Genomic DNA, 25,500 nt, shown 5'->3' with positions numbered 1-25,500 from the left:
TTATGGCTTCAGTATTTACTAAAATAATTAACCGTGAAATTCCTGCTAATATTATTTACGAAGATGATCGTGTAATAGCATTTTTAGATGCTTTCCCATCAACTGAAGGTCACTTTTTAGTAGTTCCTAAAATTGAAAAACCTAACCTTTTAGAAACTTCAGATGATGATTTTGTTTATGCTATTTTAAAAGCGAGAGAACTTGCTAAAAAAGAAGTATTAGAAAAAGGTAAAACAGGATTTAAAATCTTAATCAACACAGGTGCTAGCGCTGATCAAACAGTGTTTCACACTCACATTCACGTTATTCCTTACAAATAATTTAGATTCTCCTACTTATAGTAGGAGAATTTTTATAACTCAGATTAATTAAAAAGTGAATATACCTTGAAATAAGGATATTCACTTTTTAATTAATATTATTCTTCTTTTTCCACTATGTTCTCGTTAATTACTCAGTATCCGGTTTTCCCACTTCTTATATATTCAATTTTATCCTTTAATCTTAATATATATATTTCTCTTCTTATTGTTCTTGGAGATACCCCTAGAATTTCAGCCATTTCATCTATGGTAATTCTAGGGTTTTCTTTCATCATGAAGATTATTTTTTCTGAGCGTTCAAGTTTTTTTAGTTCTTCTAAATCGTTAATATTGTTAGGTTGTTTTTGGCTCTCGTCATAGTTGCGATTAAACAAGGTAACTGATATACCATTTTCAGATATATAATAAGTGGGTTGTTTCTCAAAACCTTCATAACCTTCAAATATCTTTCTTACACCTGTTGCGTAGTTTTCAATAAGACCGATTTTGTCTAACACATTTACAATCATTTTGTTTCTTTTAGCTGTAAAACCTTCTTTTATATCTTCTAAAGTAAGATTATCTGGTAGTCCACCAGGAGAAAAAATTTTCACTTTATCATCAAAGAATTCAATTTTAATATCACCAGTTAATGAATAATCTCTATGACAAAACAATTTACTATAGCTTCTCTCAAGGCCACTTCAGGTATATCTAAATATTCATTTCTTTCCGGACTTCCATTAATAGTTATTTTCTTTCTATTTAATAAATTAGAAAAATAAATCATGTCATCTAATTGTTTCACTATTGACCCTGTAAATTCTTTTTTATCTAAAAAAACAGAAACTTTTGTGTCTGCAAATACAGCAAATTTACTAATTGTTGGGTTTTGATCACTCAATAGTAAAGCGGCGTTATTATATTTGTTGTCTTTATTAATTAAAGATAATGCTATAGGATTAAATTTAAGTCCTTTTTCTTCAAATTTGTTTTCAAGATATTTAAAAGTAAGCTTGTCATTATTAATCAAAGTAGACTCAAAGTTATTAGGTTTACGATTAAAAAGCATTTTTTTAACTTCTTCTAATTCTGCTCTTCTTTTAGTGCTTCCTACTCTAATATAGATACCTTTAGAATTAAACCCTTCGCCTTCTTTATAATAATAGGGTTTGTTGTTTCCTTCTAAAATTTTTATCTTAAATGAGGAGTCATCAGAAATAATCTCAACAAAATCTTTAACATTTTCATTAAATGCATTGGTGATTCAATTTGAAATAGTTTCTTCTCAAAATTTGCTTTTCTCTTTAATTAAATTTAAATTCGGAACACCATTATCATCAACACCTAAGTATATTTCTCCATCATTACTATTTAAAAAAGATACTATTTCTTTTTTAAATTACTTTGTTTCTCAGGTATATCTATTTTGAATTCAATATTTTTATTTTCCATTTTAACTCCTTGTATATACAAAACATCTAAAATAACATTCTCTATATTTATATTCTAAAATAAAACATATATTTTTATTTATAGATTATTAGTGTTTAGTTAATTTCTTAAAAAATAACTTAAGGTTGCGCGATTGATAAAACGATTTTTGACATCCATTTGTGCGGCCATTTGTGCGGCCATTTGTGCGGCCATTTGTGCGGCCATTTGTGCGGCCATTTGTGCGGCCATTTGTGCGGCCATTTGTGCGGCCATTTGTGCGGCCATTTGTGCGGCCATTTGTGCGGCCATTTGTGCGGCCATTTGTGCGGCCATTTGTGCGGCCATTTGTGCGGCCATATTGAGTGCCATATCTTACATTTTTATTTAAGGTTAACGAATTTCAAAAAATAATGAAATTTTTATTTTATTTTCATATGTCTAAATTAACGCAGTAGTACAGAATATCATTAATTTCTATTTATATGTTTCATTTATTGGCACTCTTTTCAGAATCGAAATAAAAACGAATACACCAATATTTCAGGTATATTCGTTTATTAATTAATAATTAAAGGTTAAATTAGTCTCACACAATATCTTTAGGGTGTGTTGGTTTTTTGTTCACTTTAATATCAGTGATTTTTCCATCTTTTACGTGAACAACTTTATCAGCAATTGGTTCAATTGAAGGATCGTGGGTAACCATAACAATTGTGGTTCCGTATTTTTTGTTGATGTCAAATAAGTAAGATAAAACGATTTTAGAAGTATTTGAGTCAAGAGCTCCAGTAGGTTCATCGGCGAAAATAATTGATGCATTTTTAGCTAAAGCTCTAAGGATCGAAATACGTTGTTGTTGACCCCCTGACATTTGAGAAGGATATTTATCTTTAACTTCTTCCATTTCAAATTCTTTAAATAAATCGTCTAAATTAAGTTTTTTGTCCTTATTTTTTTGTAAATAAGCACCAGTTTCAACGTTATCATAACCTGTAAGGTTTTGAAGTAAGTTATAGTTTTGGAAGATGAAACTTACGTTTTCTCTTCTAAATAAGGTTAATTTCACATCTGATAAATAAGGGAGATTAGTATCACAAACAATAACATCTCCTTTACTTGGTCTATCAAGCCCAGAAATAAGGTTTAAAAGCGTACTTTTACCACCACCAGATTTACCGAAGATTAAAATGAATTCACCTTTTTTAATCTCCATAGAAACATTTTTTAAAACCCTAGTAACTGTATTACCTGAAAGATAATATTTACTTACATCTCTAACTTCAATAATGTTTTCTTCGTTGTTTTTTAAATCAATGTGATCATCTTTTGGTCTTTTTTGATTAGCTGCTTTTCTTAGTTTTTTAGCTATCGATCTGTCAACACTTATTTTATTTGTTCCTTCTGAGGAATCAAGAAAATTAAATACATTTTTCTTTGTAATTTTTTCCTTAATATCTTTTTTGGAAATAATAACTTCATCAGTATTTTTTTCAGAAGTCTTTTCTTTCTTTTTGAAAATTTTTAATATTTTGTCTAAAAACATTATTTTCCTTTCAATAAATCAATAGCTTTAATTTTGTTTATATTTAATCAAGAAATAATTGATGTTACTAAGAACACACCAAATACTGTTGCTATCGTTAATGCAACGTTTCCTATTGTTAATGTTAAAGGTATTGTGATAGAAGCTGCTACAGTTAAGAATTGTGAGAATATACCCATAAGTCCAACTGCTATAGGCATAGCTAAAAGAACAGCTCCGATAATAAATGGAATGTAAATTCCAAAGAACATAAATATTTTCTCTTTGTTATTGTATCCTAAGATAGATCAAATAGCTATGTTCTTTTCGTTTTCATTGATTAAGATTGTTGAAATAATAATAAGAATAACAATTGAAACAACGAAACTGATAATTGTAATTAATGTAACAATAATTTGCACTGTTTTAGCAATTGTTAATGTAAATCCAATTTCCATTTCTTTTGAATCAATCGAAGAAGCAGTTGCTACATATAATTTATCTTCGAAAATCTTAGCAAACTTATTAATTGCAGTTCCTGCTGATTTTTTCATCTCTAAGTAGTTTTCTTTAACTGATTGAGTTTCGGGATCAAAGTCTTTATTTAAGAATTTAGCAATCTCTACATCTGTATAACCAAGTTTTGCCATTTGCCCTTCAGAACGTAAGTTATCAACTGTTGAATGAGTTGCAAATAATCCGTCAAAAAGATCAGAAATAACATTTGATGAAATACCGTTAGTATCTAAAGTATCAGCAGCTGGTGAGTATCCTGAAATTGAGTAAAGTGCAGTTGTTCAAAGTAATTGTTGAGGCAATTGATCTTTTGATAAGATACCGTTAAATGGCTCAGATGTAATGTTGTTTTGAGTTTTTGTAAGTGAAGCAAGTCCAGTAATTATATCTGCAATTGGTTTAGGGATAATAAATTCAGTATTAATAAATGTTGGGTTAATACCTATAACTTTAAATTTGTATCCTTTAATTTCTTCTACTACTTCCTCTTCAACATTTTCATCAGTGATAACTTTTTCTTCCACTAGGTTGTAAATTTCTGCGTTAAGTTTTTCAGTGTATCTTTCAACATTGTTAAGAACTGGAAGTTTTAATTTAGAACCAACTTTAAGTCCAAATTTGTCAGCAGAAACTTTATTAATTACTATTGGTAATTCTTTTTCCATAAGTAATTCAGCTTTTTGAGCATTAGTTAATGAAGAAGGGATTGTTTTTTCAAGCTCATATCATTGTTTATAAACAAGATCGAGTAAGTTATTGTCATTATCATCAATTAATTTAATTTGTGATGAATTTTGTTTATATCCATATAACTTAATATTTTGTTTTTTATATTTAGATGCTACATATGAGTAAGTTTCATCTTTAAGTGGATTAAAGTAAATTCCGTTAAATGCAACAAAGAAATCAGTTATAAGATCCGAAACTCTAGCCCCACTATTTTCTTTTTGTTGGTTTTGTTGCGAAAGTTTTCTATATCCGTCCACAAGGAATTGACGGTATTGATCTCTATGACTTGAAGTAGAGATAATATCGTGAATATAATCACCTTCTGTTGGGTCATATCTTAAGTATAAGAACTGACTTTCTAATGGGTTGTTTTCATTTTCTAAATAGTAGAAGAAATCTCTCTTAGTAAGTTTTGTTTTTGCAACGTCATATTTATTTGGATTATCTTTTTCATAAACAACTCAATCTTGAGTTTTCTCAAGTGCGTGTCCAACTAAGTTTCTAATTTTAAGAATCTTAGATTTTTGAGTATCTGGAAGTGAGTTATAAACTAATTTTCATGGGTCGACACTTACTGAAGAATCAATTTTAACATTAACTGAGAATTGCGAAATAACATGTGGATCAAAAATAGTTGGATTCCCATTTTTACCATTTGCATTAACTGCGGTTGAATATCCAGGTGCAAAGTAATCACTTTGGTATCAGTTAAGTTCGCTAACATCACCAATTGTTGTATATAAAGAATTATCTAAATGTTGAACGTAGTAAGGGTTAAATAATCCCCCTTCTTTAGTTGGTGTTTCTAAATCAAATTTGTAGTTATAACTACGGTTTTTGTAGGTTTTTTCAATTGATTTTTCAAACACTCCAAAGGTTGCAAAACCAAAGATAGTTGTAATGCTTGCTAAAATAATACTAATTGCAAATGAAGCAAGTTTTCAGAAACTATTAAATACAAGTGATGCACCAAATTTAGTTTTAATATTTGATTTGGTTCATAATTTTTTGTATTGGTTTTGAAGTTCACCAATATTTAAATCAACAATTCCACTCATTAAATCAATTGATTTATATCTAAGTGAGTAAAGTGAAATTGCAATAATAAGAAGTGACATTCCAATCAGCGGAACAATAATTGAGACACTAAATGAAACAATTGAGAAATTCAGTGTGGTAATTGGAACTGTTCAATAGCTACTTAAAATATTAATTGCTGAAGCTTGGAACATAAATCCAGTTAAGTAACCAATTACACCACCAATAAGCACTGAAAAGACGGCAAAGGCAGTCATAGAAATTGAAATTTGAAGTGGTGTATAACCTTGAGCCACTAAAATACCAATAACCTTATTTTTGTTAGAAATATAACGTTTAATAATAAAGATAATTGAGATTCCAACAAGTGCGATTAAGATACCAATTAAAATATTCGAAGTATATGTAACTGATGAAATAATTCCGGTTACAACTGTAATTCTTAAGCTTCTTTCTGGGTTAATTGGATCTAATTGATCTTTTCTAAATACCCTTTCAAGTTTCGCAGGATCATTAACAGCTTGATTTACATATTCTCTTGTTTCTTTAATCACTGTATCAACATCTTGATTTGGTTTAGTTTTAGCTACTAAATACTCTTTAACAACATTTCCACGGTAGTTTTGTCTAATTCTATTAAACCCTTTATCATTTAAGTAAACAATAGCTTGGTTCTTAGTACTTACTTGCAAGTTATTTTCATCAATTACTGGATAAACATAATCGTAAGTAATATCATCACCAAGAATTAAGAATTTAGTTCCATCAACTTCAAGTAAGTATTTTTTATCCACATTTTCAATTAACTGTGCCATTCCAACCGGATCTTTAGGTAAATATCCACCATAAATTTCTTTGTTGTTTTGTTTAAGTCAAGCATAATTTACTTTTGCAACATAAGCACTTGCTTGGGTAAATACAAGTAAGTTATTAACTCTTTGAAGACCTGTAATTGAGTTCATTGCATTAAGCATAATATCAACTAAGTTAATTCCAAAAACAGACATTTTGTCTTCTTTATATTCAGGTAGTTCAGTTAAGTTTACAAAATAATCATTATCAATTGCAATTGCAAAGGTAAAATCATTTTCCACCACAGGTGTAATTACTGAAGGTTGTACAAAGCTATTAATAAACTCAGAGATTTTTTCATCTCCTTTATTTACTAAATCTTCAAAATTCACGATTTTGTGAAGTAAAAGAAAAGCTAAATTCGAAATTGATTGATTTCCAACGTTGTTTGTATTAGTTAACAATCAAACAATAAATTGCAGAGTATTATTAAGCAATAATGAGTTAAATAAAAGATTATTAAGTCCTAAGTGTTCAATTGATACAGTGTAGTAATCATTGTTGTAAATGTAATCAATTGTATCTAATTTTTGTTTAATTACTCTTCTTTGCATTACCCCATTAAGGAAGTTGTCAATAATTACAGATAAAATATTGTTGTATTTTAAAGCATATTTATCAATTTTTGTAGTTTCACCAAAGTTTTGATACATTTGTGAAACACCAATGTAAGCAAAATCATTAGTTATGTTTAATTCATTTTCTTTAATTCATTTTTCGAATTCAGGAAAATCTCTAACTAATTCTTTTAAATCAGCATTTACATATCTTCCACTTGCATCTTTAGCAAAAAATTCATCACGCATTTTAAGTGGAGTTGCAATTGAACGAGAAACTCCAAAACCTGTACTTTGGTACTTGGCAATATTTTGGTCAGATCCTTCAAAAAGATTAAAGCTATTAAACGAATCTAAAACACCTTGTTTATTAGCAAGTGCTAATAATCTATTAGCAAAAGCAGTTCTTCTTTCGTAACTAATATCTTTATTTTTAATAAAAATACTGCTTCAGTTTTTAAGAATTAAACGACTATCTTTAATTGGAGAAAATCCAGGTGTATATGAATTGTTAGTAAGTTTTTTAAGTAATTTATTAAGAATTGATCAGGTGAAGTTAACTTCAAAATAATTAGAGAAGTTAGCATAATAATTCATTAAATTACCAATTGACATATCACTATGAATTTCTTTTAAATCATCAATAAATGCAAACGCATCAACAAATGCTTGTCAATCGTTAAATGCTTTGTTTTTAGCATCACCACTTAAGGTGTGATTTTTTGTAAGGTTAAAAAACTGTTGCGCAATAGCTCTATCTTTAGATGAAAGGTTGTTGTATTCAATTGAAGATACATTTTTAAACTTATTAATAAAGTAATTAACTTTTTCTAAAGTATTATTTGTTGATGGGCTAGCTTGCGCGCTAGCAGCAGGTGTTTCAGAAGGATTAGATTCTGCATTTTGCGCAGGTTTGCTTGCAGGACTTATAAAAGCAGAAACTAAATCAATAAAGTCTAATTTATCTGGGTCTTCAACCGGGAATGAAATATATGTATTATCATCAATTCTAATACTATCACCTTTAGATGATAAGTTAAACATATCAATAATACGTGTTTTGATATACTTATCTGACCCAGGCATACTGAAAATTGATTTAATGATTGTTGAATAAATATCAATGTTATTAATCGAACCTAAAGCATAGTATTTAATTGTTTTTTCTTTTGTTTTAGTAAGGTTATTAATTTGTATATTTTCAACATCATATGGAGAGACAGTTAATTTTTCTCTAAGATTTGATGAAACAATATTTAAATCAATTGTGTCAATTAAAAGTTTAAGTTGTTCAATAACATTAGAGAACGCTTTTGTAGGGTCGTTTTCATAAGCATTTGCTTTTTTAATAATTTCCTTGATTGAAGTAGGTAAATTAGTTAAAAAGTTTGCAAGTAAACTATTTGGATCATCTGCATTTAAAATCACATTAATGTTAATGTTATTTAAAATTGAGTTAATCGCTTTCTTAAGTTCATTTTGATCAAAACTTTCGATAGCTCATAAAATAATTTCAACACTACTTAATTTTCTCTTGTATGATTTTCCATTAAAAAGGTGTTCTTTATCATATTCGTTATCAAAGAAGTTCTTTAATTTAGATCCATATTCCTCAAAGTTAAATGAATTGATAATTGCAATTACACTATCAATTAATTTAATTGGATCTTTAACTAAATAAGCTAATTTAGTAGGCGGGATAAAAACTGAAGCGTTTTGTCCACTTATTTTTTCAATAAATTTATAAAGATTTTCAATTTGACCAATTAAGTAATTTCTTTGATTTTCTAAACTTCCTTGTTCAAGAATAAGTTGTTTTACTCTATTTAAAATTGATGTGAGAATTTTAGTTAAATAATCACCATTTGGAGAATGAGATAGTTCATAAACTAAATCAAGCGCCATTTTAGGGATAACAATTAAGTTGATATTTCCAGTACTAAAAATCTTAGCAAAGTTGTTTTTATCAATAACTACCGAAATTGACTCAATTAATGTATAAACTTCTTCTTTGCTTAAGAAACCTTTTTTAACTAAATCTGATTCAAATAAGTATTTTTGAATATTTACAAGTCCACTTCTTAATGTGTTTTGGTTTAAAGCTTCATTAATAATTTCGATTAATGGACCTCTAAATGCAAAAGGAATGTAAACAGTATTTGGATATTCTGGTAATTTTTCAACTCATCCTTGCATATTTAAATATTTGTGTCTTAAAGTGAAATTATGATCAACAAAATATCTATAAAGTTCCTCACTTGTAAATGAACTAATTTGTTTTTTAGGAATATTTACATTTTCTCAATGATCAATTTGATCTGGATTATTAGGATTATAAATTGCTCTTAATAAGAATAAAGTATCATATGAGGTTCACGCAACTCCGTAACCATTAAATTGGTTGTATGTTTCTTCTGGTAATCCATTTTTGCCAATATAATTTGCTAATTTATACACTTTAGCATTGTGCAAAATAGAAACTTCATTATTTGAAGGGTCAATGATTTTAACATCATAAAAATCAAAGTCAGCTAGGATGTATTCATTAACTGGGTTAACGTTGTCTCTAGTGTTACTGATAATTTCTTTAGCAATAAAAGGTGGTAATTCTTTTGTCATAAAGTAATTATCTAATGCAACAGAAATTTCATTAAGATCTGTTTTATTGGTTGCTTCATTGATTAATTTATCAACATTTAATTTAATTCCATCAACTTTATTATCTTTATCTCCAGTGTTAATAAAGTGGAAAACAGATTTTTCCCCTAAGTTATTTACAGAATCAACTGTTATTGTTTTACGTTTACCAATATTTGCTTCACTTACTTTCTGAACTAAATAATCATAAATACTCTTTTTAGTGATGTTTAATGCACCATCTTTAATGATCTTCACTCTTTCATCTACATTTTGTACATTAATAATATCTTTATATCAATTATTAATGTTGAAATTTGAATCTTGAGCCCTTGCACTAAGATTGTCAATTTCTGCTATTGTTTTAGACTCACTTAAAATGTATGAATTATAGTTAAATTCAGCTATATTTGGATTAAGAGGTTGCTCAGACATATCAGCTAATGTTAATTTATTTTTTTGAGTTTCCTCAAAGGAAATAATATTATTATTTTCTGATTTTAAAATTTTCTGATTGTTTACAGTTCCATCATCATGGAATTTGATGTTATATGAAAGTGTTCGTTTGCTTCAATATGAAAAATCAGAAAAATATAGTGGTAAGCTTCCATTATTTTCTTTTTCAATTCCTTCCATAAAAGTAGCGTAAGTTCCATTTCATCTACGCTTATTTTCAGGTGTATCATAAGTTGTTGTATAGTGTTTTCTTTGTCAATACACTAAGTTTTCTTTTTTAACTGCTCATTGAACAGGAAGTGAAAAGTCGATATTTTTTCTAAGTGTATATTTTTCAATTGAGTCATGATCAACTGAAGATTCTTTGAAAATATCTGAATAAGGGATATTAAGTTTAATTTCTTTTTCATAAAAATTAGAAATGCTTTCATTTCCATTTATCGAAATAAGAATAGGTGATTTTGTATTGTCTAACTTGAAAATGAAGTTGGAGTCATTATATTTTGAAAAACCTAATTTTTCAACATAATCAACTGGACTGACTTTAACAGCATTATCTTCTATATCTCATTTTTTACCAACGTTATAATCAAATGTAGCTTGTTTGGTTTTAACGTTAATAAAAAGCGTTGACATTTGAGAAAGAATTGGTGTTCTTTCATTTTCAGAACTAATAGATGCAATATCCTGTAATTTATATGCTTTATCAAGATGGAAAACATCACTTCTTTTTAAAGTGTATCTTTTTTCGTATTTTACAAATTCTTCACCATTTTTAACAAAAAGGTCTGTTTCAAAATCTTTAGTTAATCTAAAGGTTTTTTCTGGGTTTTCAAAATTGTAAATAACAAATTGATCAACATTATTTTTTTCAACAAGTTCTGTTAAAGTTGATTTTTTAATATATTTATCTTTTAAGAAGTTGTCATTTTGAAAGAAATTATCCATCTTAACATATGGAGTTTCAATCGCTTCTATATCGATTGAGTCATAAATCTTACGATAATTTGGCTCAACATAATTTAAACCTTTACCAAAAAATGGTCCTCCTTCAATTTGAGTAAGACCGTTAACGAAATATCCATTGTTATAGATGTTTCCACTAAATGGTAAGTTTAAATCTACTGTGAATTCGTGTCCATTTGAAATTTCATCATACTTTTTGTATTGTTGTTTCATTGATTTGGACATATCGTGTAAAAGAGTAAAAATAGCAGATGAAAGGAAAACTAAAATAGTAAGCCCTGCAACTGTTGCTTTATTCTTTATAAGCGATTTGAAAACTTCTTTGAATAATCTTCACATATTACACTCCTAAGTTTAAGTGTTTTTATAATTAATTTATTAATTATATAGTATTTTTAGAAGATGTAAAAAGTCATAAAATCTCTCTAATTGTATTTAATTTTGTTTCCTTAGTTCGATTTTGAAAAAAACAAATATGCCGCTAAGACATATTTGTTTTTTGACTAATTAGATTCACTTTTTTCTTCTTGAGCAAGTTCTTCATTTGCTTCGCTTAATTGCTCAGCAACATCTGCGTTTTGAAATTCTTTAGATTCAGAATTATTTTCATTTAATAAATCGTCTAAATCAAATGGTTCTTCAGCTACTTTAATTTGCTCTTCTTTTTTAGGTGGTAATTTAAGGTTTTTAGCAATGTAATCAATTTCTTCAGCAATAATTGTTTCTTGTTCTAGTAAAAGAGTTTTGATTAATTCTAAAAGTTCTCTATTTTCATTAATTGTTTTGGTTGCAATTTCTTTAGCTTGGAAAATAATTTTTCTTACTTCCATATCTATTTCGTGGGTAATTTGGTTTGAAATACCTGAGTTTTGAGCTAATGTTTTACCAAGGAATGGACTACCTTCTTCTTCCATATATTTAATTGGCCCAAGATCACTCATACCAAATTCAGTAACCATTCTTCTTGCTATATTTGTAGCTTTTTTAATATCATCTGAAGCACCTGTTGTGATGTGTTTTTCACCATAAATGATTTCTTCAGCTGCTCTACCACCCATAAAACTTGCTATAGAAGCTAAAAGTTCTTGTTTGGTGTAGTTGTATTTTTCATTTTCAGGCATCATTAAGTTATATCCACCTGCTTGTCCACGAGGAATAATTGTAATTTTTTGAACTTTGTTTCCACCTGGTGTTCTAATTCCAACAACAGCATGACCAGCTTCATGATAAGCAACAAGTGTTAATTCTTCTTTAGTTATTGTTCTAGATTTTTTAGCAGGTCCAGACATAACTCTATCAATAGCTTCGTCAATTTGTGCAAGACTAATTAAGTTGGTTTTTTCTCTAATAGAAAGAAGTACAGCTTCATTAATAACATTTTCAAGTTGAGCACCTGAGAATCCAGGAGTTCTTCTAGCAACATTATTAAAGTGAACATCGCTTTCAAATCTTTTTCCTTTTGCGTGTAATTTTAAGATCTCTTCACGTTCTTTAACATCAGGAAGTCCAACGGTAATTGTTCTATCGAAACGTCCGGGTCTAATTAAAGCAGGATCTAAAACGTCTGTTCTGTTTGTTGCGGCAATAAATAATAATCCTGAGTTTTCTTTAATTCCGTCCATTTCAACAAGAAGTTGGTTAAGTGTTTGTTCACGTTCGTCGTTTCCACCACCAATTCCACCACCTCTTGTTCTACCAATAGCATCAAGCTCATCGATGAAAACAATAGCAGGAGCGTTTTTTCTAGCTTCAGCAATTACTTGTCTAACTCTTTTGGCTCCCATACCAACAAAAAGCTCAACGAAGTTAGAAGCTGACACGAAGAAAAATGGTACATTTGCTTCACCAGCTGTAGCTTTTGCAAGAAGTGTTTTACCAGTTCCTGGAGGACCACCTAAAAGGATACCTCTAGGCATTCTCGCACCACTAGCTTCATATTTTTTAGGATTTTTTAAGTAATCTACTATTTCTCTAATTTCTTCAATTGGTTCTTTATTACCTGCAATATCACTGAATTTTTTATCTGATTTAATTAATTGTGCAGGTGGTTTGTCTTGTCCGCCAAATCCAGAAGCTCCACCACTCATCCCTCTTAATGATCATCTTATGATAAAGTAGAATAATAATAAAACAATAATTTGTGGTAATAAACCTCTTACAAAGAAAGAAACAAATCAGTTTTCTTCGGTAACACCAACTGATGAAAGTCCTGCTGATTGAATTACTTCATTATTTTTTAAGTATGAAAAAGCAGCTGAAGGTATACTTTCATATCCAGCAACACCTAAATCTCTATAGTTACCATATGCTAGAAAATTAATGGTTTTTTGGCCATCAACAAACACACCGGTAAACTTATTAGTAAATGGATCTACTTCTATTTTTTCAAAATACATACTGTCGTTTGGTTGTTTTGCAGCGTTAGTAATGTATTCTACTAAAGCTGAAATACTAATTTTTTCTGGTGTAGTTGTGAACAGTTTGTTAACAATCATATAAATCATTATTCCAACGAAAGTTAGAATAAGAATGATCATTAACACCCTAATTCAATTTAATTTAAATTTCATTCTTTTCCTTTCTATTTTAAATATAAAATATTATAAACTTTTTACTAAAAAAAAGCAAAATCCTTTATTTTTCACCAAAAAAGTGCTTTTTGATAATTTATAGCTGTTTGTCCTTTTTTTAGAAAGTATGAAATCTTTAATGCTTTGTATTTTTCCGTTTGATAAATTAATGTTTTGTGTTTGTGAATTTACAAAATCATAAATAAGGTGATTTTTATGTTTCAATGAAGCAAAAACATCTTGATTAAAGTTGCTTTTTTGTCATTTTTCAAATGCTTTAGCAATCTTTCTTTCTTTAAAACTATTTCAAAAATTAAGTAGTTTAATCTTTAAATAAAATAAGGTTTTACTTCAAATACTTTTATTTTTAAGTCTTATTGCATTCCTTGTATATTTGTTTAAAGCATTTGAATAATCAATTGCGTAATCTAGTCCTAATTTTTTAACTTTTGCTTCAATAGACCTTTTTCAATATTTAAATAAAAAAGGTCTATTGATGTTTGAATCAAAAGCCTTGCTTTCTTTTTTAATTCCATAAAAAAAACGGAATGTTTTTTTATCTAGTTGCATCTGAGCAGTTTCTATAAAATCATCTTTATGATGTCCTGTTAAAACTAAATCGCACTTTTGTTGCTTGCAAATAGTTTTAAAAAATTCATAACGTTTAATTCTTGCTCAGTTTTGAAAGTTATTTTTGACGTGGTCGTTTTTACTTAATTGTAATGAGTAAAAAGGTATTTTTCACAAAGTGCAATACCTTTTAACAATTACTTCATCGTTATTACTATCTTCTCTTTGGTGATAATTTACATGAGCTACAACAACATCTTTGTTTCGATATTTATAAAGAAGAAAAATACTATCAGGACCACCACTAACTGCAAGTAAATATTTTTTATTTTTTAACATTATATTTATTCATTATTGTGAGAATATCAGTAAATCCGAATAAAACTGAAGCCTCGGCTGCTTTTTGAATTACTTCTTGAAGAATTGTAAATTCAGTTGCAGTAAAGTTTCCTAAAACAAAGTTTTTTAATTCACCTTTTCTTTCAGGTGAATTGATTCCGATTTTTAATCTTTTAAAATCTCTTGAACCAAGTTGAGTAATTACATCAATTACACCATTGTGGCTTCCACCACTTCCACCAACTTTAATGACACTTTTACCTAAATCTAGGTCTTTTTCGTCGTGAATAATCATAATATCATCAGGATGAATTTTGTAAAAGTTAGCCACTTGAGAAACAAAAAGTCCTGATTTATTCATAAATGTCGAAGGCTTACCTAAAATAATGTCATCGCTTTTAGCTATTTCACCATTAAATTTTGATGATTTAAAGTTAACATTTAATTTTTTAGCAATTTCGTCTACTGCTAAAAAACCAGCATTATGTCTAGTGAATTTGTATTGAGAACCAGGGTTACCAAGACCAACAATTAATTTCATTCTTTCTCCTTTTCTAAAATGAGTAATTGGAAATTAGTTAAAATTTCATTTTTCTTTAGATAACTTGTGTATAAAGTTTCTTCTATTGGTACATTTATTGATGTAACGATATTTAAGGTTTTTTTAGCACGCGAAGCACCTGTATAAATAAGTTTTTTATTAAGCATAAAACTATGCGAGTCAAGAACTAAGAAAATAACATGATCAATTTCGCTACCTTGAAATTTATGAACTGTAATTCCATAAGCTAAACTAACTTCATTTCTAAATTCTGAAGCGGTGTATTCTAAAAAACGATCTGTGCCATTGTTTGAAAATTTAACAGTTATTGTTTCAGTGGTGTTTTTGTTTTTTGTAAAATCAACAATTTCCCCTATATCACCGTTATAAACATTATCTTGAGTTCTATTTTCTAATTGAATAACTCTATCTTTGAGTTTAAAAATTATTTCTTTACCTTGTTTTTGTGTTTTAAGAACTTCTTGTGACTCTTTATTTATAGCATTTTGGATTTGGTTATTAAGTTCAATAAGCCCATAATCACCACGATAAGTTGGAGCTAAAACAATCGTATTTTCTATCCCGTCTTCTTGAATTAACTTTTTGAATAATTTTGTAATGTTTTGAACTAAAACACTTTTGTCTCATTCGTATAAATTAACAATTCCTTTTTTAAACTTAGGTAACTGGCTCTTTTTAACACTCTCAAAGAAATTAAAAATGTCAATTGAATCACTTCTGAAAAACTTAGTTAAATAATATGTTTTAACAAAACTTATTTGAATCATTTGTTCAAGTAAATTTCCTGGCCCAATAGCTGGTAATTGATTTACATCACCAAGTATAATTAAGTGCTCTAAATTTGAACAAGCCTTAAGTAACTTTTCAAAAACATTGATATTAACCATTGAAAACTCATCAATAATTAAAACTTTAATTTTGTCATATTCATCACTTGAAATATCAACTTCTTCATTTTCATCTTTAATTTTTAATAAGCTGTGAATCGTTCTAACTTTATCATCAATTTTTAATGAAACGTTTGTTGAAGCTCTACCGGTAGGGGTTAAAATGTAATAATCCTTTTCATTTTTTAAACCATTTTCTTTAAGGGTTAAATTTAGGTATTTAATAATGTAGCTTTTTCCAACTCCAGGTCCACCACTTATTATTGAAACATTATTTTCTAAGGATCCAAAATATGCATTTTTTTGCTCATCTGACATTGATGAACCTTCAATTTTTGAACTTGTAGTGTAGTCAAGTTTTTTAGCATTATTAATTTGATGTAAACGTTTTAAAATATAAAACTCTTTTTCGAGAGTAACTTTTTTAGAAAAGTAAAATTTGTCATTAACTTTTTGAACAATAATATTGTCATGATTTAGTAGTAAGTTACATGAATCTGTGAAAAAATCATGTGAAATATTTAGTTTAGAACGTACATTTTTTTCAACTAAATCATAAGGAATTAAAGTTGAATTGTTCATTTCTTCTTCTGAAATAACGTTAAAAACAAAAGCTTCAAAACGGAAAAGACAAGTTTCTTGATAACCAATTAATAAAGCGAATTTATCAACTAGTTCAAAAGGAATAAAATCTTTCATATATAAATCATATACATTGTTTTGTTTGTAGTATTCTTCGTAATTTATATTATTGCCTTTATGTTTTTCTTTAAGAAATTCATAAAGTTTTTGCAAGTTATTAAGATAGAAAAATTTAATGTTACTTTTTTCTTCTTCACTAATTGATAAAAGTGATTCAATTTCACTTTGCTTATCAATATAATGTTGTTTTAAATGTTCAATTTGAGCATCAGTTAAAAAAAGATGAAGTTCGTTAGGTTTTTCATCTTTGATAAAGTTTGAAATGTTTTGTCAAATTTTTTCACCTTGAGCTTGGACTATTTTTTTTGCTGTTACTAGTCCAATACCTTTAACGTTTTTAGAAATATAGTCAACTCAATCAATTTCTTTTTCTTTGATACTTGGAACAAAAGAAAGAAGTTTATAAGTTCTATAACCTTCATTTTCAGTTAACTCTACTTCATATTCTTGATAAAGAGACGGAATGTTAGTTCCTGCGAAAACAACTGCTTTGAACTTTTTATCTTGTGAAACAAAATTAAAAAGTGCTCAATTATTTCCACTTTTTATTATTTTAAAAAAACTACCTATAACTTTTTGAACCATATTATTTTAATTATATAGATTATATTAATTTACCTTACAAATATTAGAGTTTTTTTGATGTTGATAACTACAGTTATTCACAATCTTTTTTAGGTTGTTAATAACGAGATTTTTAAAATTGTGTATAATTTACTTAAGTAGCTAAAAAATAGTATTAAAAGTTGTGAATAAGTGTTTTGTAATTTAGTTTATAAACAACAGTTATTCACAACTTAAAAACCAGAAAGGTTTATATGATTTCAGCAGATAAAACAGCGCTTAAAGTTTATACTTCTCAAGTTCGAGATTACTTAAAAAATGAGTTTGATAATATGGTTTATCAAAACTTTTTTAGAAGCATTAATGTACTTTCTTATGAAAGAAATGAAGTAGTTTTTTCGTTTCCGCAATTTACTGATTCAATAATTAATATTATTAAAACTTATTACCAAAAAAATATACAAAAAACTGTAAAAGAAATTTTTGGACCAAATATTGTTTATAAAATAGTTAATTACGATCAAGAACAAATTAAAGAAATTGAAAAAAATAATGAAATTCAATATGAAGAATTTAAAAAGTTTGGTTACGATTCTAGTGTTGATCCAAATTTAACTTTTAGTAATTACATTGTTGGTAATTTCAACAAAGAAGCAGTTAATATTTGTAAAAATTTATTAAACAAAGATTTTTTAACCGTTTATATTCATAGTAAATCAGGATTTGGCAAAACACACCTTTTATATGCAATTGCAAATACTTATTTAAGTAATAATAAAACTGCAAGTTATATTAATCCTACTAATTTCACTAGAGATATAGCAGCTTTATTACAAGAAAATGATCAATCAAAAATCTCTGCTGTTTTAAAACACTTTACAAATGTAGATGTTTTATTATTAGATGATTTTCAGATCTATTCTGAAGGTGAGAAAAAGTCAACAAAAAACTTTTTATTCCAAATTATAGACGGAAGAATGTCAGCTAAAAAGAAAACCGTAATTTCTTCTGAATGCAGTATTGATGAAATTAAATCAAAATTCGACACAAGAATCATTACTCGTTTAACTTCAGGATTTACCACAAGTATTAAAAAACCAAGCTATGAAGATTTAGAAAAACTCTTTGATTACTTTATGAAAAAAGAAGTTTTCGATAGTTTATTATTAGATAAACAATCAAGAGATTTTATTATTTATAATTCAAGCGGTTCAATTAGAAATTTAATCGGTTCTGTAAAAAGGATGCAGTTTTATAAAGATAAAATTCTTACTGTTGATGATACACTTGAATACATTAAAGAAATTTTTGAAGATACTATAAAAAATAGAAAAGAAGTAAAACCAGAAGAAATAATTAATGTTGTATGTAATTACTACAAACTTAATCGAAAAGATTTGCTAGGTAAGTCAAGGCGTAAGGAAATTGTGGTTGCTAGGCAAATGGCAATTATTGTTATAAGAAGTTACTTGCAACTATCGACAACTGAAATAGGAAAAATCTTTAATCGTGACCATTCAACAATTGTTAATGTCTTAGGAAAAACAGATGTTAATAACTCTTCAATTAAACAAGTTAAAGATTTAATTATCGCAAAGTTATACAACTAAAATAAACAATTTTTAATGTTTTATTAATATGTTAATAAACCCAAAAAGTTATTTTTTAGGTCCAAAATTATATTAAAAATACACTTTTTAAAACTTATTAACATATTAACAGCTCATATTTATCATTTTTAAAATTTAGGAGAATTTATGAAATTCACAATTAAAAAAAATATTATTGAAAACACTGTTGACTTTTTAAACAACTATGTTGATTCAAATGATGCTTCTGTTTTAAATAGGTGTTTATTTTTTGAAATAAACTCTGAAGCTTTAAATATTTCTTCTAATAACCCTGCTGTATCTGCTAAGAAAACAATCTTTGTTGATGAGTCAAATTTAAAACTTGATTCGTCAGGAAAAGTATTTATTAATGCAAATATTTTTAGAAATATAATCAAGAAATTTGAAAACGAAGTAACTATTAATGTAAATAACAATATTATTGATATATACGAAGGTAAAACAAAATTTACAATTGCCAAATTAGATAACGAAAACCAAATGCAATTAGTTGATTTTAATGAACCTTCAAATAAAATTGAAATTTCGTCTAAGAAATTAGAAAATGTTATTAATGAAGCTTTAGTTTCAACAAATTCAAGTGTAGATAAAATTAATAACTTAATTTATAAAGTTATTAATATTAAATCAAACAACGACAAATTATTAACTATGGTTTCAACAGATGGATTTAGGCTTTCTAAAGCAGAAATAGAAATTGATTCACAAGTTGAAATAGATATTAATGTTGATTCAAAAATCCTTAAAAAATTAGTTACTAAAGATGCACCTAAAAAAGTCAATTTATTCTTCAAAGACTACAAATTAGGTATCTCATACGAAAATACAATTATTCAAGCTAACTTAGTTGATTTAAAATATCTAGATATTAGTAATGTTTTTGAAAGAAATTATTCAAAAGAAATCATTATTGATAAGCAAGAATTATTAAATTTAATTAATAAAACAATCTTTTATGTTTCAGATAAAATAAAAAGATTATCATTTAACATATCAAAAGAAAAAATTAAAACATCATATGAAGTTCCAGAAATTGGTTATGCTGACGCAGAAACAACAAACTTTGAATATAAAGGTGAAGAATTTGATATTGACGTAAATTATAATTTCATAGAAGATGCTGTTTCAATTTTAGATAATGGTAAAATTAAAATACAAATTTCAGATAAAGAAGATCAATTGTTATTTACTTCCCTTGAAAATGATAAAAACAAACAATTGATAACTCCTATGAGAAGGTATTAAAATTTATGATAGTAAAAATCAAAGGTGATTCAATTAAAGTTAGTCAGTTCCTTAAAAAAATTGGTGAAATTTCCACTGGTGGTCAATCAAAATCTTTTTTTGATAATAACACTATGAAAATTAATGGAGAAGCACCAAAAGGTAGAAGTAGTAAAATTAAGCCTGGTGATATAATTTGAGTTAATGATACTTTAATTAAAGTTGAATCAGAAGAATAATATTAATATGAATTTCTACAACGTTAGTTGTAGATTTTTTAATTAAAAAAAGTACCTGAAGAAGGTACTTATATACTTTGTTTTTTAGATTTAAGTTTATCATTAAGAGTAAATCCGAACTGAATAGAAAATAGTGTGAGTGATATTGATTGTCAAGTAAGTGAAATAATTAAATTTACAATTGATTTTGATTCAAATAGATCGATTTTAATTTTTACAATTCATAAAACAATTCAGAATATATTGTTGATTACGTAAAGTAAAAACATGTAAATTGAAATTCCTTTTCAATTATTTGTTTTTAATGACATTCATAATTGAGGTGTAAAAGCAAGAGTTGTAAGACCAGGTGCTATTGCTGAAAAGATGCTTGCACCTGAATCAGGAATTCTAACATTTTTAGCTGCTAAACAAATAACAATAAAAATAATTCCGATTACAAATGTTACTATAACTCCTAAATAACCATACATTTTTTGTTTTTTAGAAAATTCTGTTTTGTAATGATAAAGTAAAATAGTCATTAAACCATTAACAAAAAGTGAAATCCCATCAGCTAGAACAACAGTTCATAAATTACTTGGGTGAAGTGCTCCGTACATTACTCAAAGTAAAATACCGATGTGAAATACTCAAAATGATGTAAAACTTATATTACCTGTTTTTTTATCTTTTAACAATTTTAATAATTGTGGAATACTAAGTGAAATAACTAAAATAGAACAAATTCAACCTAGTACTGTATCAAGTGTTTGTAATTGCATATATAATAAATTTTATACAAATATCAAATATAAAGTAAAATAATTTACATGTATGACAATATAGCTGCAATTTCTTCTGGTTTAAGAACTAACCAACCAATTTCAATTGTTAGATTAGCAGGACCAGATACGTTAGAAATAATTAAAAAAATATTTAAAGGTAAACTCGGAAATGATCATGAAATTACTTATGGTCACATTTATGATAATGATCAATTAATCGACGAAGTTTTAATTATGTGATTTTTAGGTAAAAAAGACAGTAATGGAAACTTGATTTTTAATAACTACGTAGGAGAACCTATTATTGAAATTAATTGTCACGGAGGGATTGTAGTTACAAACAAAGTTTTAGAACTTTTACTTAAAAATGGTGCTAGATTAGCTGAACCTGGTGAATTTACAAGAAGAGCTTTTTTAAATGGAAAAATGGACTTAGTTAAAGCAGAAGCTATTCATGATTTAATAATGTCGAAAACAAGTATGCAATCACTTGCATCAGTAAATAAATTTCATGGAAAAACTAGTGAATTAATTGATAACTTTTTAAAAGAAATTTCACTTTTAATCGGGATGGCCGAAGTTAATATTGACTACCCTGAATATGACGATATCGAACAACTTGATACAACTAAAATGCTTGCAAAAGTAAACAAATTAATTGATGAATTAAATAATGTTATTAAAGTTTCTGAAGATGCTAAATACATCTTCGAAGGAGTAAATGTTGCTATTTTAGGAAAACCGAATGTTGGTAAAAGCAGTATTTTAAACTCTCTTCTTTCTGAAGATAAAGCAATTGTTACAGATATTGCAGGAACTACAAGAGATTTAGTTGAAGCAAGTTATCAAATTAACGGAATGCTTTTTAAACTTGTTGATACAGCAGGTATTAGAAAAACAGATGAAAAAATTGAATCAATTGGAATTCAAAAATCTTTAGAACAAATCGAAAAATCAGATTTAATTATCCATGTTGTTGAACCAACTAAAAATGATAATGAATTTGATAAATATATTGAAGAACAAGCATTAAAAGAACAAAAAATGTATGTGAAAGTTGTTAATAAATCAGATCTCTTAAACACTGAAAAACAAAAAGATTTGATATATGTTTCAGCTCTAAATAAAGATATTGAAGAACTTGAAAATAAAATGGTTGAATTATTCCAACATATTGATATTTTTGATGAAAAAATATTATCTAATACCAGACAATTATCATTAATTAAAAAAGCTTGCGAAAACCTTTTAGATGCTAAAAACAGTTTAGAAAATTACCAAACATTTGATGTTATTATTATTGATTTATATGCAGCTTGAGATAATCTTCAAAATATTAAAGGTAATGTAAATCGTGAAGATTTATTAGATGTTATGTTTGCAAACTTTTGTTTAGGAAAATAATATGGGTAAAAAAAGAAGTAATTTTATTGATGCTCACAATCATATAACTACTAAGTTTTATTCTGAAGAGCAAATTAAAAAAATAATGGACAAAGCAATTGAAAACGATATTGAATTTATGATTGTAAACGGTGGGCATAGAAGTGAAAATATCGAAGTTTTAGAACTTGCAAAAAAATATCCAATTATCAAACCCGCAATTGGGATTCACCCTGAAGATGGTGAAGGTGAAAATGATGTACTGCTTTATAAACATTTAATTAATGAAGATGTTGTGGCAATTGGCGAAATAGGTTTAGATTATTATTATGAAGCTGCTCCAAGCAGAGAAAACCAAATTAAAAGTTTTGAAAACCAAGTTAAATTAGCTTCTGAACTTAAATTACCTGTTGTTATTCATATAAGAGATAAAGAAGAACAAGATCTAGCTTATAAAGATGCTTATGAAATTCTTAAAAAGTATAAGAATTTAAAAATTATGTTACACACATATGCGGGTAACATTGAATGAGCAAAATTATTTTTAGAGCTAGGATGTTATTTTTCATTTAGCGGCGTTATTACATTTGGTTCTAGCGATAAAACAAGAAAAGTTTTAGAATTTATCCCGCTAGATAATCTATTAATTGAAACTGATGCACCTTACTTAAGACCACATCCATTTAAAAATATTTTAAATGAACCTAACCAAGTTCTTTTTACAACTTATTATGCTGCAGGTCTTAAAAAAGTAGGGGTTGAAAAATTTGTAACAAAAATAAATTCAAATTTAAGAAAGTTGTTTAATTTAAAATAATGAAAAAAGAAATATATGCAAAAAAACAGTTTGGTCAAAACTTTTTACAAGATAAAAACATTATTAAAAAAATAGTAAAAGTTTTTGATTTAAACAAACAAAATATAATTGAAATTGGACCTGGTAGAGGAGCTTTAACTAGAGAACTTTTAGAAGTTGCAAAAAGTGTTATCGCTTTTGAAATTGATAAAGATATGATTGAAGTTCTTAATAAAGAATTTGATCAAAAAAACAACTTTGTTTTAGTTAATGAAGATTTTTTAAAGATCGATATTTCAAATTACAAAGATTATTACATTGTTGCAAATATCCCCTACTATATTACAACTGATATTCTTTTTAAAATTTTTGAGCAATTTAGAAACTTTAAAGGTGTTGTTTTAATGGTTCAAAAAGAAGTTGCAGAAAGAATAGTAGCAAAAGAAAGAACTAAAAATTATTCTAAATTATCAGTCACATCACAGTTTTTAGCTGAAACTAAATTAGAATTTGTGGTTCCTGCTAGTTGTTTTTCACCAGCCCCAAAAGTTGATTCTGCAATTATTTCTTTTAAATTTAAAGATTTAAAAGAAGAAAACATTAAAGATAAACTTGAATTTTTCAAATTATGTTTCCAAAATCGTAGAAAAAAATTGTCTTATTCATTAAAAACGGTTTTTAATAGTTCACTTATAAATGAATCGTTCGAAAAAATAGGTAAAAACGATAACTTGAGAATTCAAGAACTCACCGTAGAACAAATTATACAGCTCTATGATTTACTTAAAAAGTAAATATAAATTACTTCATTAATTAAAAAATATAAATTTAATATTTATAAATAAATATTAAAAATTAGGTTAACAATTTTAATGCTTGATTATATAAATTATTTTTTATGGTAAAATATATTTGCTAAATCTATTAATGTTTACGGACAGGTTCTAGCTGAAAGACTAGACTTAGGTGGTTTTAGCGCTAAAACATTCAAAAATTAAAATAATAAAAATAATATTTTTACTAGAAAGGATTCAAAATGGCAAAATTAGATTTTGATCGTAGTAAAGAACACGTTAACGTTGGTACAATCGGTCACGTTGACCACGGTAAAACAACTTTAACAGCTGCTATTGCTACAGTTTTATCTAAAAAAGGATTATCAGAAGCTCGTGATTACGCTTCTATCGATAATGCACCAGAAGAAAGAGCACGTGGAATTACAATTAACACAGCTCACATCGAATACCAAACAGAAGCTCGTCACTACGCTCACGTAGACTGTCCAGGTCACGCTGACTACGTTAAAAACATGATTACAGGGGCTGCTCAAATGGATGGAGCTATCTTAGTTGTTGCTGCAACAGATGGACCTATGCCTCAAACACGTGAACACATCCTTCTTTCAAAACAAGTTGGTGTGCCTCGTATCGTTGTTTTCTTAAACAAATGTGATATGTTAGAAGGTGAAGAAGAAATGATTGAACTTGTTGAAATGGAAGTTCGTTCACTTCTTTCAGAATATGGATTTGACGGAGATAACGCTCCAATTATCCGTGGATCTGCAACAGAAGCTCTTGCTGGAAACCCTAAATATGAAGAAGCAGTTATGGAACTTATGAACGCTGTTGATTCATACATTGAAACTCCAGTTAAAGAATTTGACAAACCATTCTTAATGGCTGTTGAAGACGTATTCACAATTACAGGACGTGGAACAGTTGCTACAGGTCGTGTAGAACGTGGAACATTAAAATTAAACGATGAAGTTGAAATCGTTGGATTAAAACCTACTAAAAAAACAGTTGTTACAGGAATCGAAATGTTCCGTAAAAACCTTAAAGAAGCACAAGCTGGAGATAATGCTGGATTATTACTTCGTGGAGTAAACCGTGAAGACATCGAACGTGGACAAGTTTTAGCTAAACCAGGTTCAATCGTTCCTCACACAGAATTCGAAGCTGCTATCTATGTACTTAAAAAAGAAGAAGGTGGACGTCACACACCATTCTTCAAAAACTACAAACCTCAATTCTACTTCCGTACAACAGACGTAACAGGTGGAGTTGAATTCGAAGCTGGACGTGAAATGGTTATGCCAGGTGAAAACGTTAACCTTAAAGTTAAACTTATCGCACCTATCGCTGTTGAAGAGGGAACAAAATTCTCTATCCGTGAAGGTGGACGTACAGTTGGTGCTGGATCAGTTACAAAAATCCTTAAATAATAACCAAAAACAAAAAGAGGTTTTCTATAA

The 25,500-nt window shown here is 27.6% G+C and carries 18 protein-coding genes; 8 read left to right on the top strand and 10 right to left on the bottom strand.

The genetic code is table 4. From position 1 onward, the window contains the following. The first annotated feature begins 2 nt into the window (after positions 1-2). Positions 3-320 (top strand): histidine triad protein HinT, encoded by a 318-nt coding sequence (gene hinT / locus EXC51_RS02340; RefSeq protein ID WP_129620340.1) that lies wholly within the window; start codon positions 3-5, stop codon positions 318-320. A gap of 98 nt (positions 321-418) precedes the next feature. Here hinT and EXC51_RS04225 read toward each other — a convergent pair whose 3' ends face one another. The 9 genes from EXC51_RS04225 to EXC51_RS02300 all read right to left on the bottom strand — a co-directional run bounded on the left by EXC51_RS04225 (position 419) and on the right by EXC51_RS02300 (position 17,227). Continuing rightward, the gene (locus EXC51_RS04225) at positions 419-979 is read right to left on the bottom strand and encodes an ATP-binding protein (RefSeq protein WP_223211654.1); all 561 of its coding nucleotides are present in this window, start codon (positions 977-979) and stop codon (positions 419-421) included. After that, entirely contained in the window at positions 952-1,374 is a 423-nt protein-coding gene (locus EXC51_RS04220; protein WP_223211653.1) for a hypothetical protein, read from the bottom strand. Before EXC51_RS04220 ends, EXC51_RS04225 begins: the two co-directional genes overlap by 28 nt. A gap of 482 nt (positions 1,375-1,856) precedes the next feature. Further along, positions 1,857-2,108 carry a hypothetical protein gene (locus EXC51_RS04170; protein ID WP_165001816.1) on the bottom strand — a complete coding sequence of 84 codons (252 nt, stop codon included), beginning with the start codon at positions 2,106-2,108 and terminating at the stop codon, positions 1,857-1,859. A gap of 211 nt (positions 2,109-2,319) precedes the next feature. Then, on the bottom strand, positions 2,320-3,282 hold the full coding sequence (locus EXC51_RS02325) for an ABC transporter ATP-binding protein (RefSeq protein ID WP_129620339.1): 963 nt from the start codon (positions 3,280-3,282) through the stop codon (positions 2,320-2,322). Continuing rightward, positions 3,282-11,351 carry an ABC transporter permease gene (locus EXC51_RS02320; RefSeq protein ID WP_129620338.1) on the bottom strand — a complete coding sequence of 2,690 codons (8,070 nt, stop codon included), beginning with the start codon at positions 11,349-11,351 and terminating at the stop codon, positions 3,282-3,284. Before EXC51_RS02320 ends, EXC51_RS02325 begins: the two co-directional genes overlap by 1 nt. A gap of 164 nt (positions 11,352-11,515) precedes the next feature. Beyond that, the gene (gene ftsH, locus EXC51_RS02315; RefSeq protein ID WP_129620337.1) at positions 11,516-13,582 is read right to left on the bottom strand and encodes an ATP-dependent zinc metalloprotease FtsH; all 2,067 of its coding nucleotides are present in this window, start codon (positions 13,580-13,582) and stop codon (positions 11,516-11,518) included. 30 nt (positions 13,583-13,612) lie between these two features. Beyond that, positions 13,613-14,491, bottom strand: a complete 879-nt coding sequence (gene tilS, locus EXC51_RS02310) for a tRNA lysidine(34) synthetase TilS (protein WP_129620336.1) — start codon at positions 14,489-14,491, stop codon at positions 13,613-13,615. Continuing rightward, positions 14,478-15,032 carry an aminoacyl-tRNA hydrolase gene (pth, locus tag EXC51_RS02305; RefSeq protein ID WP_129620335.1) on the bottom strand — a complete coding sequence of 185 codons (555 nt, stop codon included), beginning with the start codon at positions 15,030-15,032 and terminating at the stop codon, positions 14,478-14,480. Before pth ends, tilS begins: the two co-directional genes overlap by 14 nt. Then, positions 15,023-17,227: an ATP-dependent DNA helicase gene (locus EXC51_RS02300; protein WP_129620334.1), complete on the bottom strand. Its 2,205-nt coding sequence runs from the start codon at positions 17,225-17,227 to the stop codon at positions 15,023-15,025. Before EXC51_RS02300 ends, pth begins: the two co-directional genes overlap by 10 nt. A 233-nt stretch (positions 17,228-17,460) precedes the next feature. Here EXC51_RS02300 and EXC51_RS02295 point away from each other — a divergent pair, with 233 nt between their 5' ends. From EXC51_RS02295 to EXC51_RS02285, 3 genes are all read left to right on the top strand, one after another. Then, the gene (locus EXC51_RS02295) at positions 17,461-18,816 is read left to right on the top strand and encodes a DnaA ATPase domain-containing protein (RefSeq protein WP_129620333.1); all 1,356 of its coding nucleotides are present in this window, start codon (positions 17,461-17,463) and stop codon (positions 18,814-18,816) included. Positions 18,817-18,963: 147 nt separating this feature from the next. Further along, positions 18,964-20,082 (top strand): DNA polymerase III subunit beta, encoded by a 1,119-nt coding sequence (dnaN, locus tag EXC51_RS02290; protein ID WP_129620332.1) that lies wholly within the window; start codon positions 18,964-18,966, stop codon positions 20,080-20,082. Between the two features lie 5 nt (positions 20,083-20,087). Next, positions 20,088-20,300, top strand: a complete 213-nt coding sequence (locus EXC51_RS02285; RefSeq protein WP_129620331.1) for an RNA-binding S4 domain-containing protein — start codon at positions 20,088-20,090, stop codon at positions 20,298-20,300. A gap of 68 nt (positions 20,301-20,368) precedes the next feature. Here EXC51_RS02285 and EXC51_RS02280 read toward each other — a convergent pair whose 3' ends face one another. Continuing rightward, on the bottom strand, positions 20,369-21,064 hold the full coding sequence (locus EXC51_RS02280) for a PQ-loop domain-containing transporter (protein WP_129620330.1): 696 nt from the start codon (positions 21,062-21,064) through the stop codon (positions 20,369-20,371). Between the two features lie 48 nt (positions 21,065-21,112). On the opposite strand from EXC51_RS02280, the gene mnmE reads away from it, so the two are divergent. The 4 genes from mnmE (at position 21,113) to tuf (ending at position 25,470) form a co-directional block, all read left to right on the top strand. Then, the gene (gene mnmE / locus EXC51_RS02275) at positions 21,113-22,471 is read left to right on the top strand and encodes a tRNA uridine-5-carboxymethylaminomethyl(34) synthesis GTPase MnmE (protein WP_129620329.1); all 1,359 of its coding nucleotides are present in this window, start codon (positions 21,113-21,115) and stop codon (positions 22,469-22,471) included. Position 22,472: 1 nt separating this feature from the next. Then, positions 22,473-23,267, top strand: coding sequence for a TatD family hydrolase (locus EXC51_RS02270; RefSeq protein ID WP_129620328.1), 795 nt, complete (start codon positions 22,473-22,475; stop codon positions 23,265-23,267). After that, the gene (rsmA, locus tag EXC51_RS02265) at positions 23,267-24,040 is read left to right on the top strand and encodes a 16S rRNA (adenine(1518)-N(6)/adenine(1519)-N(6))-dimethyltransferase RsmA (protein WP_129620327.1); all 774 of its coding nucleotides are present in this window, start codon (positions 23,267-23,269) and stop codon (positions 24,038-24,040) included. Before EXC51_RS02270 ends, rsmA begins: the two co-directional genes overlap by 1 nt. A 242-nt stretch (positions 24,041-24,282) precedes the next feature. Further along, positions 24,283-25,470 carry an elongation factor Tu gene (gene tuf, locus EXC51_RS02260; protein WP_129620326.1) on the top strand — a complete coding sequence of 396 codons (1,188 nt, stop codon included), beginning with the start codon at positions 24,283-24,285 and terminating at the stop codon, positions 25,468-25,470. The last annotated feature ends 30 nt before the right edge of the window (positions 25,471-25,500 follow it).

Origin of the sequence: Mycoplasmopsis gallinacea (assembly GCF_900660495.1) — a bacterium.
Classification (GTDB): Bacteria; Bacillota_I; Bacilli_A; order Mycoplasmatales; family Metamycoplasmataceae; genus Mycoplasmopsis; species Mycoplasmopsis gallinacea.
This window is presented reverse-complemented; position numbering and strand designations above follow the sequence as displayed.